Source organism: Pedobacter sp. KH_004 (genome assembly GCF_057840755.1).
Map to the genome: position 1 here is coordinate 1,686,738 of NZ_CM174519.1, position 18,180 is coordinate 1,704,917.

The following is an 18,180-nucleotide window of genomic DNA, read 5'->3' on the forward strand; positions in this document are numbered from 1 at the left end:
ATTTGTCATCTTCAACAATCTTTCAACTTTTCAACAAAACTGCCGTAGAACGATGAATGATGTTATCTTTATAGCTTTTGCAAATTAATATCAGTTTTGGCTAAAGACACGAATAAAGAAACCCCGTTAATGCAACAATACAACGCTATTAAGGCGAAGTATCCAGGTGCACTTTTACTTTTTAGGGTTGGAGATTTTTACGAAACCTTTGGCGAAGATGCCATAAAAACTGCCCAGATTTTAGGAATTGTACTCACAAGAAGAGGCACAGGACCCAACGGTGGAGCCCTCGAATTAGCAGGTTTTCCTCACCATTCCTTAGATAATTATTTGTCGAAGCTGGTTAGGGCTGGGCAAAGGGTAGCTATCTGCGATCAATTGGAAGATCCGAAGGCAACAAAAACAATCGTAAAACGTGGTGTTACTGAACTGGTTACTCCCGGTGTTGCTTACGGCGATAATATTGTTAATCAGAAATCAAACAATTATCTGGCTTCTGTTTATTTCGATAAAACGCAGATAGGTATTTCGTTTTTAGATATCTCCACGGGAGAATTTATGATTGCTCAAGGTAACAGCGATTATATTGATAAGCTTTTACAAGGCTTTAAACCTACAGAAGTAATCTTTCAAAAATCTAAACGTCAGGCTTTTATAGAGCAGTTTGGGGATCGGTTTTATACTTTCGGGTTGGATGAATGGCCCTACACATCTGATTATGCTGAAGAAACTTTAACTAAACATTTTGATGTCGCCTCGCTGAAAGGTTTCGGAGTTGAGCGATTACAAAGTGGAATCATCGCAGCAGGCGTTGTTTTACACTACCTGGGCGAAACGGAACATCGAAATTTGCAGCACATCACTTCAATTAGTAGAATTGAGGAAGATCGATACATGTGGTTAGATAGGTTTACTATCCGGAATCTTGAATTGGTAAACTCTGCAAACGACAACGCAGTTACTTTATTCGATATACTTGATCACACTTGTACGCCAATGGGTGCTCGTTTGCTGCAGAAATGGATTATCATGCCTTTGAAGGAATTAAAGCCAATAGAAGAACGCTTGGGCATGGTCGATTTTTTTGTGAAAAATGAAGAAGTCCAACAGGAATTTCTAACTCATATCAAACAAATCGGCGACATTGAGCGATTGATTTCAAAGGTCGGCTTACAGCGTGTTGGACCACGTGAATTGGTTGCATTGAAGCGGGCTTTAATTCATATTGAGGCAGTTAAGAACCTTGCCGCCAAGTCGAAAAACCCGTTCCTAATCAAAATCGCCGACCAACTAAATCCTTGTTTGGCAATTCGCGACCGGATTGAAAGAGAACTTCAGCCAGAGCCGCCAGCATTATTGGTTAAAGGAAATGTAATTAATGATGGCATTGATGAAGACTTGGATCGCTTGCGCAAAATTGCTTTTGGCGGTAAAGATTATTTGGTGCAAATACAGAAGCGTGAAGCTGAAGCCACAGGAATTCCCTCACTAAAAATTTCTTTTAATAACGTTTTTGGTTATTATTTAGAGGTTACGCATACCCACAAAGATAAAGTTCCTGAAGGTTGGATTAGGAAACAAACCCTGGTTAACGCCGAGCGATACATTACGCCAGAACTTAAGGAATACGAAGAGCAGATTTTAGGTGCTGAAGAGAAAATTCAGGCCATTGAAATTAGGTTGTATAACGAATTAATGTACGAAACGGCTAGTTATATCAAACCGATTCAACTCAATTCGTTTTTGATTGCGCAATTGGATTGCCTGTTGTGTTTTGCTCAACTGGCCGAGAAAAACCATTACACTAAGCCGACTGTAAATAAAGAAAAAGTGCTTGATATTAAGGGTGGCCGACATCCTGTTATCGAAAAGCAATTGCCTGTTGGCCAAGAATACATCACCAATGATGTTTATTTAGATACTGGTTCGCAACAGATTATTATGATTACGGGCCCAAACATGGCAGGTAAATCAGCAATTTTGAGACAGACCGCTTTGATTGTTTTAATGGCCCAAATGGGAAGTTTTGTTCCTGCTAAAGCTGCTGACGTCGGTTTGGTTGATAAAATTTTCACTCGTGTTGGCGCATCTGATAACATCTCTTCTGGCGAGAGTACCTTTATGGTGGAGATGAATGAAACGGCCAGTATTTTAAATAACATTTCGGATAATAGTTTGATTCTGTTGGATGAAATAGGTCGCGGAACAAGTACCTATGATGGTATTTCGATTGCCTGGGCCATTGCAGAGTTTTTGCATCAACATCCAACCTCTCGTCCGAAAACTTTATTTGCAACACACTACCACGAATTAAACGAATTGGCTAACACGATGCCTCGTATTAAAAACTTCAACGTTTCAGTTAAGGAGATGACTAATAAAGTGATCTTCTTAAGAAAACTGGTCCCGGGTGGAAGTGAGCATAGTTTCGGTATCCATGTGGCGAAAATGGCCGGGATGCCACCGAAGTTAATTGGTAGAGCAAATGAGATTTTGAAGAAACTCGAAATCGATAGGACAGAGGGGCAAAGTATCAAAGACAGCATCAAAAAGGTTCAAAATCAAGCTTACCAATTGCAAATGTTCGCTATCGATGATCCTGTTTTGGTTAAGATTCGCGATACACTGAACAATTTAGACGTGAATGCATTGACACCAGTTGAGGCGTTGTTGAAGCTCGATGAAATACAACGGTTAATAAAAAATTAGGAAAATTAACACAGATAATAAGGATAAACACAGATTTACATAAAAAAACTATCTGTGTTTATCTGTGTAAATCTGCGGTTAAAGAATAGTAAAGCATGATAAAGACAAAAAACTCATTTTGGTTAATCCTGATACTCTCACTTATTTTAACTGCCTGTGGTTCCAGAAAATATACCGTTAAAAACGACACGAAAGCAGCAAAAGCAGCTGAGGCGATGTCGAATTTGAAGAGTAAACAACTTTACAAATTCATTACCGATTGGACTGGTGTAAAATATCGTTTCGGTGGATTAGATAAAAATGGAATCGATTGCTCAGGTTTTGCTTTTTTATTGGAGAAAGAAATTTATGGCGTAACCTTACCCCGAATTTCCCGCGACCAAGCCAAAGCTGTAAATAAAAAAAGTATCGATCGTTTACAAGAGGGCGATTTAGTGTTCTTTTCTTTCGGAGGCAATGACGTAGATCATGTTGGCGTTTATCTGAATAATGGCTTTTTCGTACATGCAAGTACGAATAGAGGTGTTATTGTTGATGATTTGAATTTGCCAGCTTATCAAAGGGTTCTGGTGAAATCGGGTTCGGTTAATTAATAATCCTAATATCCGTTGGTTGAAACCAACGGCAATGACACTGTACAGTTGTATGCTGCATCCATTTCATTGCAGTCTGCTTTAACTGACTGCAAAGATAATTTTCAAACTAAAACTCTTCAATCTTCGTTATAAAACTATGCGAATATTTTTTATAATCTGCTTATCTTTAATTACTTATTCGGTTAATGCACAGGTGAAATTACTTACGCTTGATGATTTGGATAAACGTATCGCTCAAGGAAAAGATACCACTTATGTGATTAATTTCTGGGCAACCTGGTGTTCGCCATGTGTGGCAGAGTTGCCTAATTTTGAAAAATTAAGATTAGCTAACCTCAAAAAGCCTGTAAAAGTCCTTTTGGTGAGTTTAGATTTTAAATCAAAATTGCAGAAAGAAGTTATTCCGTTTGCACAAAAGAATAATATTAAAGCTGAGGTTTTCCTTTTAAATGAGCCAGACCAGCAACAATACATCGAACGAATCGATAAAAAGTGGTCGGGAGCGATACCTGCAACGTTGTTTGTGAATATGAAGATAAGGCGTTTTTACGAAAAGGAATTCACTGAGCAGGAACTGAAAAATACTTTGTTAAACTTAAAGTAGAATATTATGAAAATTTATTTCTAATTGGTCTTATGTTGATTTCCAGCTTTGCCGTTGCGCAATCAGAGGGTTATAAAATTGGAGATTTAGTTAAAGATTTTGCATTAAAAAATGTTGATTCGAAAATGGTTTCGCTCGCTAATTACAAAGATGCGAAAGGATATATCGTAGTTTTTACCTGCAATACATGTCCTGTAGCTAAAGGATATCAGGAAAGAGTTTCTGCCTTGAATGCATCGTATGCAAGCAAAGGTTATCCTGTTGTGGCTATCAATCCTAACGATGCTGCTGCCGTTCCTGACGAAAGTTTTGAGAAAATGCAGGCTCTTGCTAAAGAAAAGAGTTTTAGTTTTCCTTATCTGTTAGACCCGAATCATGTGGTAACCAAACAATTTGGCGCTTTAAAAACACCTCATGTTTTTGTGTTGAGTAAAACCGATAAAGGAAATGTAGTGGAATATATCGGTGCAATCGATAATGATGCAGAGGGTGAAAATCCAGATAAGGTTAATTATGTTCAGAACGCGATTAGCGAATTATCAGCTGGTAAAAAACCAACAATTTCAAGTACTAAAGCTGTTGGTTGCAGTATAAAATGGAAAAAGGGATAACCGCTTATCCCTTTTCTTAAAGCTCCATCATTGCGAGGCACGAAGCAATCCCATTCAATAAATAAGTTAAGATTGCTATCCCGAAAGGTCGGGAAAAGCTCTACTTCGCAATGACCAAAAGCTAATTAAGCCCCAACCTCATCAAAATTAGTCGCTGTTGCCAACGCTTTCCAGTCTTCCATATCTTTCTGTACATCAGCGATTTTTGTATTTGCAACTTGATAAGCATCCGGACCTAAGAATAAATGCAGGGGCGAATTTTCGCTTTCTGCTGCTGCAATAATTACATCTGCTGCCTTGGCAGGATCGCCTGGTTGATTATTATTGATCTGTTCCTGATGGGCGACTTGAGATTCACGCACTTCCTTATAAGCATCAATCGGTTTTTTTGGAATAGCAAAGGATCCGGAACTTAAAAAATCCGTTCTAAAATAACCAGGTTCAACAACTGTAGCTTTAATACCAAGCGGTTTTACCTCAGCAGCCAAAGATTCTGTGAAACCTGCTACAGCAAATTTTGTGGCGCAGTAAATCCCGAAGCCTGGGAAATTCCCAGAAAAGCCGCCAATTGATGATATGTTGAAAATATGACCAGATTGTTGTCTCCTCATTTGAGGCAGGGCTTTTCTAATTACGTTTAAAGAACCGAAAACGTTTACATCAAAATTCTCACGAGATTCTTTATCACTCAATTCTTCCAAAGCACCAAGCATTCCATAACCAGCATTATTTACTACAACATCCAAATTTCCGAACTTACTAATGGTTTGACTTATTGCCGATTCAACGCTTTCTTCATTCATCAAGTCAACTGAAATTGGTAAGAAATTTTCAAATTCTCCAACGGCGTTCGATAAGTCGTTTACGTTTCTAGAAGTTGCGGCAACCTTATATCCGCGGCTTAATAATTTTTTTACTAAGGTTAGTCCGAGGCCTTTTGAAGCACCTGTTACGAACCATACTTTTTTATTTTCCATGATTTTTGTTTTAAATATTTATAGATAATTTATACCATATAACATTTTAGCTTCTTATCCTAAATTTCTTAAATGGTGATAGTAGCAGATTAATCGAAATCAGTTGAAATGGTAATTGCTTTCCAATCTTGATATTCTTTTGTCAGTGCATCAGTTTTTGTAATTGCTCTTTGCAAGGCATCTTTACCTAAAAGCAAATGGATAGGAGGATTTGGCATACTTGCCAGAGAAATCATTGCTGCAGCAGCTTTTTCCGGATCGCCAGCTTGTGTGCCATCCATTTTTAGGTATCGTTCGTGTATCACCCTTACTTCTTGGTAAGCATCGATTGGATTTTTTGCCAGCATTAAAGATTCCTCTTTAAGAAAACTTGTTCTAAATGCTCCAGGGGCTACAACCGTAACCTTAACCCCAAATTCTTTTAGGTCTTCAGCTAACACTTCAGATAACGCAATTACTGCTGCTTTTGCAGCTGAATAAACGGCCCAACCCGTAGCGCCAATGATACCAGCGATTGATGCAATGTTGATGATATGCCCTGAGCGTTGTGTTCTTAAATGCAGGCTTACTTTTCTAATCACATTTAAGGTTCCAAAAACATTTACATCGAAAGCATCTTTGGTTTCTTTATCCGTTAGCTCTTCGATGCTTCCCCCAATACCATAGCCTGCGTTATTAATTACCACATCGATTCTACCAAATTGAGCAACCGTTGCATTAATAGCATCTTCTACACTTAACTCATCAGCAAGATTTACGGCTAGAGGGAGAAATTTTTCTGAATTTAAATTGACTGCCGAAATTAAGTCATTTACGTTTCTTGATGTTGCTGCAACTGATTGACCTGCTTTTAACAATTGGTTTACCAAACTAAGTCCTAATCCTTTAGAAGCACCCGTTATAAACCAAACTTTTTTAAGTCCCATAATTTTATCCTTTTTGTTAAGACAAAATTACGGCGCGAATTAAAATTTACTATTACGTCAATCAAACTGATGATTACGAAAATCAAACAATACGATAAGAACCAGGCGTATGATTAGTGAGCTTTTTAAAAAAATTATTGAAGTGTGTCGGTTCTTCAAAGCCTAAACAATAACCAATTTCAGAGATATTCCAGTCTGTATGTTTAAGTAAAGCCATCGCCTCGCTTAATAAACGCTCTGTAATATAATGTGTTGTGGTTTTTCCTGTTGTTTCTTTTATCGCCCTATTTAAGTGATTTACATGTACAGAAAGCTGGGCCGCGAAGTCTTTTGCTGAACGCATGGTAAATCTTTGTCCAGGGTTTTCGATGGGAAACTGTCTTTCCAAAAGCTCTGTAAATACCGAGGTAATTCGAGAATTTGCATCGGGATGTTTGTATAACACTTCTGATGGCTCTGTTTTGAGTGCGAAGTGCGTTATTTCAGTAGTATAATTTCTTAGCAGGTCATATTTATACACGTAATCAGTATTGATTTCTTCCAGCATCTTTTCGAAGAGTGAAGAGATGAGCTCATCTTGTTTCGCATCCAAAATATACGCTGGCTTACCTCCAACTGCAAACATGGGCAAGTCGCCAATATTTCCACGGATTTTTTCATTAAAAAATGCTTCGGTAAATATGCAAAAATAACCTCTCACATCATTCAATTTACCACTCGCCAATTCCCATTTGTAGGGCACTAAAGGATTGAAAAACATCAGTGCCGTTCCATTAATCTCAACACTTTTATCAGCATAATGGTAGATATTGTGACCTCTGTTCAAAGCGATTTTATAGAAGTCTCTTCGGCTGTATTTTACTGGTGGTTTATCATCGCCAACACAGTCTTCCATCCTAAATACATTAAAATGGCCGATATCTTTTTGTAGGGTATCAGGCAAGAAATCAAACTTATTTTTATAAAACTCCTCTATAGATTCTGACTTACTCATGAACCAAAGTTACAAAATTCAAACTGATAGAGAAATCTTCATTTAGACTTTAGCAGAGAAATAGCTCGTCGAATAAATTGACCAAATCGTGATGCTAAATTTATTTTAGCATCTTTTTCACATTAACACCATTATCCAGATCTTTAGAGACGGGATTACGGCCACAACAAAGAAATCTTTATAAAAGTAAGTTGTATAAAGATTTCTTTCGCTTCAATCTAAATCGCGAATTATTAAAAATACATTAGCATGATAAATAAATTTGCATATAATATACCAATCGGTATAGATTTGTATCGTCAATTCGAAATAACCATGACTAAAGCAGAAAAAACAAGAAATTTCATTATTGAGAAAACAGCTCCAATCTTTAATATGAAAGGTTATGCTGGTACATCTTTAAATGATATCATTGCTGCAACGGGGCTAACAAAGGGTAGTATTTATGGCAACTTTGCCAATAAAGATGAGGTTGCGCTTGCTGCTTTCGATTATAATTTTAGTATGAATGTTTCAAAAATCGAGGCAGAAATAAGTCGGCAAAATACCACGGAAGGAAAATTGCTTGCTTACATAAATATTTACCAGAGCCTTTTAATTAATGGGATTTCTCTGGGGGGTTGCCCAATTTTGAATACAGCTATCGATGCCGATGATACTCATCCCGCTCTTCGGGATAAAGTTTTAAAAGCTGTCTTGTCCTGGAAGAATAGAATTATAAGTTTGGTAGAAGAGGGGGTTTTGAAACACGAACTTAATGCTGATAATAATCCCGAACAAATTGCGCTAACAATTATTGCAATGATAGAGGGCGGAGTGATGGTTTCTCGCCTCACCAACAAGATGGAAAATTGGAAATTAATCATGAATTCTTTAAAAAAATATATTAAAAGCTTAGGCTAAAAAATTTTAAACAAAAAGATACCGATTGGTATATAATAAAAATAGCAAATATGAAAACTTCACAAAACACAGTATTAATTATCGGCGGAACAGCTGGTATCGGATTAGAAATCGTTAAACAGCTAACAGCATTAAACAATCATGTGATTGTAACGGGCAGAAACAAAGAGCGCCTGGATTCAGCATTATCCGGATTAGACAATGTTACCGCTATCCATTTTGATGTAAGCAAGGCAGGGGAAGTTGATCAATTAGTTGAACGAATTGGTAAGGATTTCCCTAATTTAAATATGGTGATCAATAATGCAGGGAGAGCAATTGTTTACAATTTGGCTAATAGCAATCAGGACGCTTTCGTAAATGCTGAAGATGAAATGTTAACTAATTATTTATCAATTATCAGAATTAATCAAAAACTTTTACCGATTCTAAAAGCGCAGCCAGAATCGGCAATTGTAAATGTTTCTTCGGTTGTAGCCTATGTTCCTGGCATTACGTTGCCAACTTATGCAGCCAGTAAAGCAGCTTTACACTCTTATACAACTTCCTTAAGGTTAAGTCTCGAAAATAGTTCAGTTAAAGTTTTCGAATTGATGCCTCCTCTGGTTGATACCGAATTTTCAAAAGAAATTGGTGGACACAATGGTATTAAGCCATCAGTTGTTGCTGATGAATTTATTGCTGCTTTAGCGCAAGATGAATTTGAAATTAGGGTTGGTGATACCGCTAAAATTTATGAATTGTTCCGTCAATCTCCTGTAGATGCTTTAAATGTGATGAATGCGAACAGAAAAGCTTGGGTAGAATCGATAAACTAATTAATCGAAAACAGCAGGAATGAAAAAGAAATTAACTTTCGCCTTTATTATGGCAATTTTTACAACAGGAATTGTAACCTTTGCTGCGATAAGCGTAAATCTGGGTTTTAGCGAGAAATTTATTAAAGTCTGGCTCAAATCGTGGGCAATTTCTTATGTAGTGGCCATTCCCGCTATACTAATCATTGCTCCGAAAGTTCAGGCTTTCGTAGATTACCTGTACGCAGGAGAAAATAAAAACTAATAAAATGAAACGAGTAGTTGTAACTGGATTAGGCGCCATAACGCCACTTGGAAACACTGTAGGAGACTTCTGGAAAAATATTCTGGATGGTAAAAGTGGTGTCGGACCGATTACTAAATTTGATACTTCGAAATTTAAAACACATTTCGCTGCAGAGGTTAAAGATTTCAATGCGGAGGAGTTTCTGGATAAAAAAGAAGCGAGAAAGTATGATACCTTTACCCAATATGCTATCGCATCCAGCGACCAGGCGATTAAAGATGCGGGCTTGGATTTTACTGCGATGACGGATGCTCAATTGGCTGAAGTTGGTGTAATTTGGGCTACTGGAAATGGAGGAATAACAACCTTTGAACAGCAATTGGCCGAATTTCACCAAGGTGATGGAACGCCAAGATTCAGTCCGTTTTTTATCCCGAAAATGATTGTAGATATTGCCGCCGGTGCCATTAGCATTCGCCACAAACTCCGCGGACCCAATTATTGTACGGTTTCGGCTTGTGCTTCTTCCAATACGGCTATTATAAATGCTTTCGATACGATTCGTTTGGGCAAGGCTAGTGTCATGGTTGCCGGAGGTTCTGAAGCTGCAATTACCGAAGCTTCTGTTGGCGGTTTCAACGCTGCACAAGCATTGTCTAAAAGAAATGATAGTCCCGAAACAGCTTCAAGACCATTTGATGAAACCCGTGATGGTTTTGTGATGGGCGAGGGCGCAGGTGCTTTAATTTTAGAAGAGTTAGAACATGCTTTAAGCCGTGGCGCTCATATTTATGCAGAAATTGTTGGAGGCGGAATGGCTGCTGATGCTTACCACTTAACAGGAACGCCACCAGATGGAATCGGAGCAACTTTAGGGATGCAAAAAGCTTTAAGCGATGCTAATATTTCTGCAGACAAAATCGATTACATCAACGCTCACGCTACCTCAACAGGCTTAGGCGATTTGAGCGAATTAAATGCAATCAAAAATGTTTTCGATGGCTTGCCTGTGGTAATTGGGGCATCAAAATCCATGACAGGTCACTTGCTTGGCGCCGCCGGCGCTGTAGAAAGCCTGATTAGTATTTTAGCCATAAGAGATGGTATCATTCCACCAACAATCAACACTAAAACGCTTGATGAAAAAATCCCTGAGGGATTGAATATTGTTTTAGGACAGCCGATTAAAAAGGAAATCAACTATGTTTTAAACAATACATTCGGCTTCGGCGGACATGTAGCCAGCACCATTTTTAAGAAATTCGAGGGATAAGCTACTTGTCCATTAGCAGGTTAACAAGTTCTTTTAACTCTTCGAGTTCCTGTTCCAATTTCGCAATACGATTTTCCAGCGCTTCATTGGGTTGGAAAATTGTAGTTTGCGCTACTTGCGGTTCTTCGTCTTGATTATCTGCCTGTTCACCTAATAGGTGTACATATCTTGCCTCTTTCTGTCCTGGTCTTTTGGGCAACAGTTTTACGAACGTAGGATCTCGCTCCGCAAGCTTTTGTAATTGTTCTGAAATTTCTTCTATACTATCAAATTCGAAGAGTCTTCCAGAATTACTATTGATTTCGCCTGGTGTTAGTGGTCCTCTCAAAAGTAATAGACAAAGAATAGAAAGTTCTGAAGGGATTAACGGATAGGCAATGGCTAAGTTATGTTTATATTTAATTACGCGGCTCGAACCACCTGTTGCTGTTGAAATTAAACCTTTTATTTTTAGTGAATTTAATGTTAATGTTATGGTCTCCTCACTATAATTTACCACTGGATTTCTTGAGCTTTTTTGATTACAAGCTGCCGTTAAACTGTTTAGCGTCATTGGGTAATAATCTGGCGTGGTTCGGCTTTTTTCTATTAATGAACCCAAAACGCGTTGTTCTTCTGCAGATAAATCGGGTAGCAATTTAATTTCTTCCATTTGCTAAAAATAGAAATTGAGTTGACATTATCGAAATTATTTTGTCGGTATCGGTTATTTCTGTCTACTAATGCCCAGTATGCCGTCATTCCCACGCAGATCGGAATGTTAAAACTTTTTCAGGCCTCTAGTATGGAAAATCTCCACCTCTTAAAACCTCAATTTTATCGCTTATTAGAATTATTCTAAATTTCTAAATCGAGCTAATTTCAGCTTAAGATTAGCGAACTTAGGAGACATCTCAAAACATACTTTATGCAATCATCTGATAAGGAATCAAATCAGGGCGATAGCAGGAGAGACTTTTTAAAGAAAAGTTCACTCATTACTGCAATCGCTTTAACACCATCTGTTGCTGTTAAAGCAGCCGAAAACCAGGCTGATGAACGTTTCGCTGAACTTTTCGAAAAAATACCACTCAATATAACGGTAAATGACAAAGCATATAAAGCTTCTATCGAGCCACGTGTTACGCTGTTAGATTACCTGCGTGAAGAGCTTCATTTAACTGGAACTAAAAAAGGTTGTGACCATGGCCAATGCGGTGCTTGTACCGTTCATGTAAATGGAGAACGCGTAAATTCTTGCTTAAGCTTGGCAGTGATGAACGAAGGGAAGAAAATAACGACTATAGAGGGGCTTTCAAGTGGAGAAGAATTACATCCTATGCAGGCTGCATTTATCAAACATGACGGTTTTCAGTGTGGTTATTGTACACCTGGACAAATCATGTCGGCAGTGGCCTGTGTAAACGAAGGGCATACAAATTCAAGAGCAGAGATTAGTGAATATATGAGTGGAAATATTTGTCGTTGTGGTGCTTACCCTAATATAGTTGATGCAATAGTTGAAGTTTCGAAAGGGGGAATGAAAGCATGATCAACTTCCAATACTTAAGAACGACCTTAACAAAATCAGCCTTGTCGTTATTGACAAAAGACAAGAACTCCAAATTTCTTGCTGGGGGTACAAACCTGATCGATTTAATGAAAAGGGGCGTAACAGCGCCTGAGAAATTGATAGACATTAACCACGTTCCTTTAAAGCAGATTGAACTTGTGGGCGATAAAATTATCATCGGCGCATTGGCTTCGAATACTGCTGTTGCAGAAAATGCTTTGGTTAAAGAAAAATTGCCTTTGCTGGCAATGGCTTTAAATGCCGGTGCATCAGCACAATTGAGAAATGTGGCTACAGTTGGTGGCAACATGATGCAACGAACACGTTGTGGCTATTTTTATGATACTGAAATGCCCTGCAACAAGCGCCAGCCAGGATCTGGTTGCGGCGCTATTGGTGGCTTCAACAGGATGCATGCCATCTTCGGAACATCAGATAAATGCATTGCCGTTCATCCCAGTGATATGTGCGTCGCTTTAGTCGCTTTAGATGCAGTTGCTGTGCTAGCAAGTACCAAAGGCGAACGTAAGGTTTTATTTAAAGATTTCCATCGCCTTGCGGGAGATACTCCGCAGTTAGACAATAACTTAAAATCAGATGAGATGATCGTCCGCCTGGAAATTCCAGTAAATAATTTAGCCAAAAACTCCAACTACTTAAAGGTAAGAGACCGGGCATCTTACGCTTTTGCCTTAGTATCTGTAGCAGCCGGTTTAGAAATCGCTAACAATAAAATCAGTGATGTTCGCCTTGCAATGGGCGGCGTTGCACACAAGCCATGGAGATTAACGGCATCGGAAAATTTCTTAAAAGGCAAAGAGCCAAGCCTTGAAAACTTTGAGCAAGCCGCCAAGTTGGCAATGACGGATGCGAAAGGATTTGGAGAGAATGATTTCAAACTTCAGATGGCTCCCAACACAATTATTGAAGCGTTAACCGTTGCAAAATCTAAGGCATAATCATGGAAAATCGAATAATTAAAGATGAAAATGACCGCGTAGATGGCGTTTACAAGGTTACAGGTAAAGCTAAATACTTTGCCGAATACGAATTGCCTGGCTTAACCTATGGCGTTTTAGTTACCAGCACCATTACCAAAGGCAAAATTACAACGCTTGATACAAAAGCTGCTGAAAAAGCGCCGGGCGTACTTGCTGTGATATCTCATTTAAATAAACCATCGGCGCCGGGATACGAACAGGAGGGCGGCTCACCATTTAAAATTTTTTATACTGATAAGATATTTTTTAACGGACAGCCAATTGCTATTGTGGTTGCAAATACTTTTGAGCGGGCAACGTATGCCGCATCATTAGTAAAGGCAACTTATGCAAAAGAAGATTTCAATACAGATTTTGAGAAAGCAATTGCCGATTCAAAAGCTAAAAAACTTCAAGGTCAGCCTGATTATAAACGAGGCGTTGAAAATGCCTATAAAACTGCTGAGGTGAAAATTGAGGCTAAATATCATTTGCCTATTGAAACACATAATCCGATGGAATTACATGGGATTATTGCTGATTGGCGACCTAATAGCCAGGTTACCGTTTATGCAAAAACCCAGGGTGTAAAAGCAACTCAGGGAACAATAGCTAATGTATTCAAAATTCCAATTGAAAACATCCAGGTAAATTCTGAGTTTGTGGGCGGTGGTTTTGGGATGGCCTTACGTACATGGCCTTTGGAAATTGCAACGGTAATGGCTTCCAAACATCTTGGTAAACCTGTTAAACTCGTAATTACCAGAATGCAGATGTTTACTATGGTGGGCAATCGCCCGGCAGCTGTTCAAACCATAGGTTTAGGCGCCAGTAAAGATGGAAAGTTAACTGGAATTACGCATCGTGCTTTTGGAGAAACCTCTGCCTACGAAAACTTTACTGAAGGGGTGGTTAACATGGCGAAATTCATGTATCAATGCGATAATGTGAATACGCAATACACAGTTGTTCCTGTAGATTTGGGTGTGCCTATCTGGATGCGTGGACCTGGGGAAGCGACCGGTGCCTTTGCGCTGGAAAGTGCAATTGATGAAATGGCTCATGCTTTAGATATGGACCCACTTGAGTTCAGAATTAAAAACGACCCGGAACGGGATCAACAGCGTGATAAGCCATTTTCGGATAAAAATATTAAAGAGGCTTATAAAATTGGTGCTCAGAAAATAGGATGGAGTGAACGAAAAAATAAACCTGGAAGTTTAGTTGAAGGCCAATGGAAGACTGGTTTTGGCGTAAGTATTGGGGTTTTTAATGCCAACAGGGGTCGAGCCAGTGTTAAGGGTATTTTAAAAGCCGATGGAACTTTGGTTTTGCAAAGTGCAACCAGTGATATCGGTCCGGGAACTGGAACAGGAATGACTTTGATTGCCAGTAAGGTAACCGGAATTCCCGTAGGTAAAATTACTTTCGAGTTGGGAGATTCTTCATTGCCACCAGCGCCAAGCCAGGGTGGTTCTGCAACGCTTTCTACTGTGGGTTCTGCGGTGAACGATGTTTGCGTTAGCTTAAAATCGACCATAGCAGAATTAGCAGCCAATTCGAACATGGATGCGACATCCAATTTTGTCGATGTTTTAAAGAAAAATAACCTTCCATCTATCGAGGTCACTAAGCAAAGTTCGGCAGGTAAAGAACGGGAAGAATATTCCATGTATTCTTTTTCCATCCACTTTGTGAAAGTAAAAGTGCATAGCTTAACTGGTGTGGTTAAAGTAGATAAAATTGTATCAGTGGGTGATTCAGGAACTATTGTTAGTCCTAAAACTGCTCGAAGCCAGATGGTTGGCGGTGCAGTGGGTGGCGTAGGTATGGCACTTACCGAAGAGTCTGTTATCGATCACCGTTACGGACGGTATATCAACAATAATTTTGCTGATTATCATGTGCCGGTCAATGCAGATATACCTGAAATAGAAGTACATTTTATCAATAAGCCAGATCCACACATTAACCCAATGGGTGCAAAAGGAATGGGTGAAATTGCTTTAATCGGTTTTTCCGCAGCGGTTGCAAATGCGGTTTTCAATGCCACCGGGAAACGGATTAGAACTTTACCGATCACGCCGGATAAGATTTTAGCGAGTGCCTGATAAAAGATAGTTGAGGAAAAACGAAAATTAAATATCAATTTAAGATAGTATAAGAAAATTTATATGATAGCTGCAAAAGGATATGCTGTTCACAGTAAAACAAATCAACTAGCGCCCTGGAATTTCGAGAGAAGGAATGTTGGACCAAAAGACGTTTTGATAGAGATTTTGTTTAGTGGTATTTGCCATTCGGATATTCATCAAGTGCGCAGCGAATGGGGACCGGCTCGTTATCCAATGGTTCCCGGACATGAGATTGTTGGTAGAATCACTGAAGTGGGATCGGAAGTAACCAAGTTTCGGGTTGGTGATTTGGCAGGAATAGGTTGTATGGTAGATAGTTGTAAGGAATGTACAACCTGTAAAGGCGGTCAGGAGCAGTTTTGCGAAAGAGGCGAAACGGTGTGGACCTACAACAGTGTAGAGCGTGATAAGAAAACGCCAACTTACGGTGGATATGCAAATAAAATTGTTTGCACAGAAGAATTTGTTGTAAGCGTTTCTGATCGTTTGCCTTTAGCAGGAGTAGCACCATTACTTTGTGCGGGAATTACCACTTATTCGCCGATTAAACGATGGGGCATTGGCAAAGCACACAAGGTGGCCGTTTTAGGCTTGGGTGGTCTTGGGCACATGGCGGTAAAATTTGCAGTTGCATTTGGTGCAGATGTTACGGTTTTAAGTACATCGCCTTCTAAAGAGCAGGACGCTAAAGCTTTAGGAGCACATCATTTTGTAATTACCAAGGATCCTGAAGAGCTGAAAAAATATGCAAAGCATTTTGATTTTATCATTGATTCTGTTTCTGCTCCGCATGATTATGAAATGTACCTAAAACTTCTTAATGTAAACGGTGTTCATATTTGCGTTGGATTACCACCAGAACCTTTAAAATTTCCTGGCTCTGCTTTAATGCATGGAAACCGATCTTTAACGGCCTCGAGTATTGGCGGTATTGCAGAAACGCAAGAAATGCTAGATTTCTGTGCAACACATGATATTGTTTCCGAAGTGGAAGTTATTAATATCAATTACGTAAATGAAGCTTATGAACGTGTGTTAAATAGCGATGTAAAGTATCGTTTTGTTATTGACATGGATACTATTTAATTGTAGTTAGATTAGATCTGACTTTTTAAATTCAATAGGTAAACTTTACGAAGTTAAGATCATAAAAAAAGGCGAACGTTAGTTCGCCTTTTTTTATCTAAGCATTTACAGTATTATTTAGCAGTTGCTTTTCCATTGTAGGTAGCAGCTAATTTTAAAGCTTCGTACGCATTAACAATACCACCGCTGATGCATAAATCGGAGAAAGGTACTGACACCGATTCTGCATTTTCATCTTCTCCTTTTTTATAAGAAACGTTATGATTTACTTTTGTAACTGATTTTACAATGATCTCTTTCACTTGTGCGGCAGTCAGTTTATCATAATAAGAACGGATTAATCCTGCCAAACCGGCAACAACAGGTGAAGCCATACTTGTTCCGTTTAAATTTTTGTATTTCGATCCTGGAACAGTAGAATAGATTTGCACACCTGGAGCAAAAACATCTACCTGAGTTTTACCGAAGTTCGAGAAACTTGCTTTTAAAGTTTCATCATCTTTAGGTCCAGATGCGCCAACTGTAATCCACGATGCGATTGTTTGCGCATCTAAATCTTTATGATTAGGGAAATTATTTTCCGTATCGATATCCTTATTTTCATTACCTGCAGCCTGCACAATTAAAACATCTTTAGAAGCTGCATATTTCATAGCTTCATTCACTACAGCTTTGTCCCAGCTGTAAGCTTTGCCAAAGCTCATATTAATTACTTTTGCGCCGTTATCAACAGCATAACGAATGCCGTTCGCCACGTCTTTATCACGCTCATCACCATTTGGTGTAACCCTAACGCCCATAATTACAACATTGTCGGCCACACCTTTAATCCCTAAATTGTTTGTTCGGTCGGCTGCAATAATTCCGGCAACATGAGAACCATGCATTGCATCCGGACCAGCAACGTCATTATTGCCATAAAATTTTTCTTTAAGATCGTTAGGATTATCACCTACAATGCTACGGGGATCATAATCAACATTTAAGTTATATTCTGCCTGACGGGTGTAATAATCGAAACCTTCTTTAATTTGATCTTCGTAAAAATCTTTAAAACTTACATTCGCCAATTGCTCAACTAAAATGCTTTGAATACGGCCATCCATTTCTGCTGTTGGCTTATAGGCTTTAATTTCGGCCAAAGTGGGATTCTCTTTTCCCAATTTCTTAATAAAGGCGTCTAACGCGTTTTTAAAACCAGAAATATTAGCTAAGCCAGCCTTAGCCTCGCCTAACTGTTTTTCCAAATCTGCTCTTCTGGCTTTAAATGCCTCAAAATCTGCCTTATCTTTTGCCGAAACCGTTGCATCTGTAGTATTTGCAAATCGTGTTTGATCGCGGCGTACTAAACGCGTTAATTCTAAAGTTTCGAAGTTAACAGACTCTTTTGGTCCACCGATAAAGTTCCAACCGTGAATATCATCCGTGTAACCATTCTTGTCGTCATCTTTTCCATTACCAGCGATTTCTTTAGCGTTAACCCACATAATTCTTTTTAAATCTTCATGTGTATTTTCAACGCCGCCATCGTTTACGGCTACAATAACCTTTGTCGATTTTTTTCCTTTCAAAAGTTCTTTGTATGCTTTTTCGGTGCTGATTCCAAATGTTGAATCAGTTTTAAGATCAAGATTTTGCCAATTTGCTTTTTGTGCATTGGCTATAAATGGTACTGTACTAATTACAGCAGCGCTCATCAACGCTCTAAAAATTCTACTCTTATTCATTTATGTATTTTTGTATTTAACGCGGAAAGATAATTTTAATTTTTCGTATTTATGAAAATGTAA

At 38.7% G+C, this 18,180-nt stretch carries 17 protein-coding genes; 12 read left to right on the forward strand and 5 right to left on the reverse strand.

What is annotated here, in order from left to right; all coding sequences use genetic code 11:
• Positions 1-129 precede the first annotated feature (129 nt).
• From mutS to AC3ITD_RS07090, 4 genes are all read left to right on the forward strand, one after another.
• Positions 130-2,709: a DNA mismatch repair protein MutS gene (gene mutS / locus AC3ITD_RS07075; RefSeq protein WP_489365279.1), complete on the forward strand. Its 2,580-nt coding sequence runs from the start codon at positions 130-132 to the stop codon at positions 2,707-2,709.
• Between the two features lie 95 nt (positions 2,710-2,804).
• Positions 2,805-3,302: a C40 family peptidase gene (locus tag AC3ITD_RS07080; RefSeq protein WP_489365281.1), complete on the forward strand. Its 498-nt coding sequence runs from the start codon at positions 2,805-2,807 to the stop codon at positions 3,300-3,302.
• Positions 3,303-3,441: 139 nt separating this feature from the next.
• A complete protein-coding gene (locus AC3ITD_RS07085) occupies positions 3,442-3,909 on the forward strand; it encodes a TlpA disulfide reductase family protein (protein ID WP_489365283.1) in 468 nt (155 codons plus the stop codon).
• A gap of 32 nt (positions 3,910-3,941) precedes the next feature.
• Positions 3,942-4,520 carry a thioredoxin family protein gene (locus AC3ITD_RS07090; RefSeq protein ID WP_489365285.1) on the forward strand — a complete coding sequence of 193 codons (579 nt, stop codon included), beginning with the start codon at positions 3,942-3,944 and terminating at the stop codon, positions 4,518-4,520.
• A gap of 125 nt (positions 4,521-4,645) precedes the next feature.
• On the opposite strand, the gene AC3ITD_RS07095 is transcribed toward AC3ITD_RS07090, so the two are convergent.
• From AC3ITD_RS07095 to AC3ITD_RS07105, 3 genes are all read right to left on the reverse strand, one after another.
• Positions 4,646-5,497 carry an oxidoreductase gene (locus tag AC3ITD_RS07095; protein ID WP_489365287.1) on the reverse strand — a complete coding sequence of 284 codons (852 nt, stop codon included), beginning with the start codon at positions 5,495-5,497 and terminating at the stop codon, positions 4,646-4,648.
• 89 nt (positions 5,498-5,586) lie between these two features.
• The gene (locus tag AC3ITD_RS07100; RefSeq protein ID WP_489365289.1) at positions 5,587-6,423 is read right to left on the reverse strand and encodes an SDR family NAD(P)-dependent oxidoreductase; all 837 of its coding nucleotides are present in this window, start codon (positions 6,421-6,423) and stop codon (positions 5,587-5,589) included.
• Positions 6,424-6,505: 82 nt separating this feature from the next.
• Positions 6,506-7,417, reverse strand: coding sequence for a helix-turn-helix domain-containing protein (locus AC3ITD_RS07105; protein ID WP_489365291.1), 912 nt, complete (start codon positions 7,415-7,417; stop codon positions 6,506-6,508).
• A 249-nt stretch (positions 7,418-7,666) separates the two neighbouring features.
• Between AC3ITD_RS07105 and AC3ITD_RS07110 the strand changes: the two genes are divergently transcribed.
• Genes AC3ITD_RS07110 through fabF form a run of 4 tightly spaced genes read left to right on the forward strand, consistent with a single transcriptional unit; the run spans position 7,667 to position 10,637 of the window.
• Entirely contained in the window at positions 7,667-8,320 is a 654-nt protein-coding gene (locus AC3ITD_RS07110; RefSeq protein ID WP_489365293.1) for a TetR/AcrR family transcriptional regulator, read from the forward strand.
• Positions 8,321-8,370: 50 nt separating this feature from the next.
• Complete coding sequence (locus AC3ITD_RS07115) at positions 8,371-9,138, forward strand: SDR family oxidoreductase (protein ID WP_489365295.1); 768 nt, start codon at positions 8,371-8,373, stop codon at positions 9,136-9,138.
• A 19-nt stretch (positions 9,139-9,157) separates the two neighbouring features.
• A complete protein-coding gene (locus AC3ITD_RS07120; RefSeq protein ID WP_463482501.1) occupies positions 9,158-9,382 on the forward strand; it encodes a DUF2798 domain-containing protein in 225 nt (74 codons plus the stop codon).
• Positions 9,383-9,386: 4 nt separating this feature from the next.
• Complete coding sequence (fabF, locus tag AC3ITD_RS07125) at positions 9,387-10,637, forward strand: beta-ketoacyl-ACP synthase II (protein ID WP_489365297.1); 1,251 nt, start codon at positions 9,387-9,389, stop codon at positions 10,635-10,637.
• A 1-nt stretch (position 10,638) separates the two neighbouring features.
• Here fabF and AC3ITD_RS07130 read toward each other — a convergent pair whose 3' ends face one another.
• Entirely contained in the window at positions 10,639-11,289 is a 651-nt protein-coding gene (locus AC3ITD_RS07130; protein WP_489365299.1) for a YceH family protein, read from the reverse strand.
• A 255-nt stretch (positions 11,290-11,544) separates the two neighbouring features.
• Here AC3ITD_RS07130 and AC3ITD_RS07135 point away from each other — a divergent pair, with 255 nt between their 5' ends.
• The 4 genes from AC3ITD_RS07135 (at position 11,545) to AC3ITD_RS07150 (ending at position 16,390) form a co-directional block, all read left to right on the forward strand.
• Entirely contained in the window at positions 11,545-12,168 is a 624-nt protein-coding gene (locus AC3ITD_RS07135; RefSeq protein WP_489365301.1) for a (2Fe-2S)-binding protein, read from the forward strand.
• On the forward strand, positions 12,165-13,148 hold the full coding sequence (locus AC3ITD_RS07140) for an FAD binding domain-containing protein (RefSeq protein ID WP_489365302.1): 984 nt from the start codon (positions 12,165-12,167) through the stop codon (positions 13,146-13,148). The genes AC3ITD_RS07135 and AC3ITD_RS07140 overlap by 4 nt, the downstream gene beginning before the upstream one ends.
• Before the next feature lie 2 nt (positions 13,149-13,150).
• Complete coding sequence (locus AC3ITD_RS07145; RefSeq protein WP_489365304.1) at positions 13,151-15,280, forward strand: xanthine dehydrogenase family protein molybdopterin-binding subunit; 2,130 nt, start codon at positions 13,151-13,153, stop codon at positions 15,278-15,280.
• Between the two features lie 63 nt (positions 15,281-15,343).
• Positions 15,344-16,390, forward strand: coding sequence for an NAD(P)-dependent alcohol dehydrogenase (locus AC3ITD_RS07150; protein WP_489365306.1), 1,047 nt, complete (start codon positions 15,344-15,346; stop codon positions 16,388-16,390).
• Positions 16,391-16,503: 113 nt separating this feature from the next.
• On the opposite strand, the gene AC3ITD_RS07155 is transcribed toward AC3ITD_RS07150, so the two are convergent.
• Complete coding sequence (locus AC3ITD_RS07155; protein WP_489365307.1) at positions 16,504-18,117, reverse strand: S8 family peptidase; 1,614 nt, start codon at positions 18,115-18,117, stop codon at positions 16,504-16,506.
• Positions 18,118-18,180: the final 63 nt, after the last annotated feature.

Bases quoted from the DNA above. Each gene is read 5' to 3' on its own strand.
- mutS (WP_489365279.1), top strand. From the start codon at position 130: ATGCAACAATACAACGCTATTAAGGCGAAGTATCCAGGTGCACTTTTA.
- AC3ITD_RS07080 (WP_489365281.1), top strand. From the start codon at position 2,805: ATGATAAAGACAAAAAACTCATTTTGGTTAATCCTGATACTCTCACTT.
- AC3ITD_RS07085 (WP_489365283.1), top strand. From the start codon at position 3,442: ATGCGAATATTTTTTATAATCTGCTTATCTTTAATTACTTATTCGGTT.
- AC3ITD_RS07090 (WP_489365285.1), top strand. From the start codon at position 3,942: ATGTTGATTTCCAGCTTTGCCGTTGCGCAATCAGAGGGTTATAAAATT.
- AC3ITD_RS07095 (WP_489365287.1), bottom strand. From the start codon at position 5,497: ATGGAAAATAAAAAAGTATGGTTCGTAACAGGTGCTTCAAAAGGCCTC.
- AC3ITD_RS07100 (WP_489365289.1), bottom strand. From the start codon at position 6,423: ATGGGACTTAAAAAAGTTTGGTTTATAACGGGTGCTTCTAAAGGATTA.
- AC3ITD_RS07105 (WP_489365291.1), bottom strand. From the start codon at position 7,417: ATGAGTAAGTCAGAATCTATAGAGGAGTTTTATAAAAATAAGTTTGAT.
- AC3ITD_RS07110 (WP_489365293.1), top strand. From the start codon at position 7,667: ATGATAAATAAATTTGCATATAATATACCAATCGGTATAGATTTGTAT.
- AC3ITD_RS07115 (WP_489365295.1), top strand. From the start codon at position 8,371: ATGAAAACTTCACAAAACACAGTATTAATTATCGGCGGAACAGCTGGT.
- AC3ITD_RS07120 (WP_463482501.1), top strand. From the start codon at position 9,158: ATGAAAAAGAAATTAACTTTCGCCTTTATTATGGCAATTTTTACAACA.
- fabF (WP_489365297.1), top strand. From the start codon at position 9,387: ATGAAACGAGTAGTTGTAACTGGATTAGGCGCCATAACGCCACTTGGA.
- AC3ITD_RS07130 (WP_489365299.1), bottom strand. From the start codon at position 11,289: ATGGAAGAAATTAAATTGCTACCCGATTTATCTGCAGAAGAACAACGC.
- AC3ITD_RS07135 (WP_489365301.1), top strand. From the start codon at position 11,545: ATGCAATCATCTGATAAGGAATCAAATCAGGGCGATAGCAGGAGAGAC.
- AC3ITD_RS07140 (WP_489365302.1), top strand. From the start codon at position 12,165: ATGATCAACTTCCAATACTTAAGAACGACCTTAACAAAATCAGCCTTG.
- AC3ITD_RS07145 (WP_489365304.1), top strand. From the start codon at position 13,151: ATGGAAAATCGAATAATTAAAGATGAAAATGACCGCGTAGATGGCGTT.
- AC3ITD_RS07150 (WP_489365306.1), top strand. From the start codon at position 15,344: ATGATAGCTGCAAAAGGATATGCTGTTCACAGTAAAACAAATCAACTA.
- AC3ITD_RS07155 (WP_489365307.1), bottom strand. From the start codon at position 18,117: ATGAATAAGAGTAGAATTTTTAGAGCGTTGATGAGCGCTGCTGTAATT.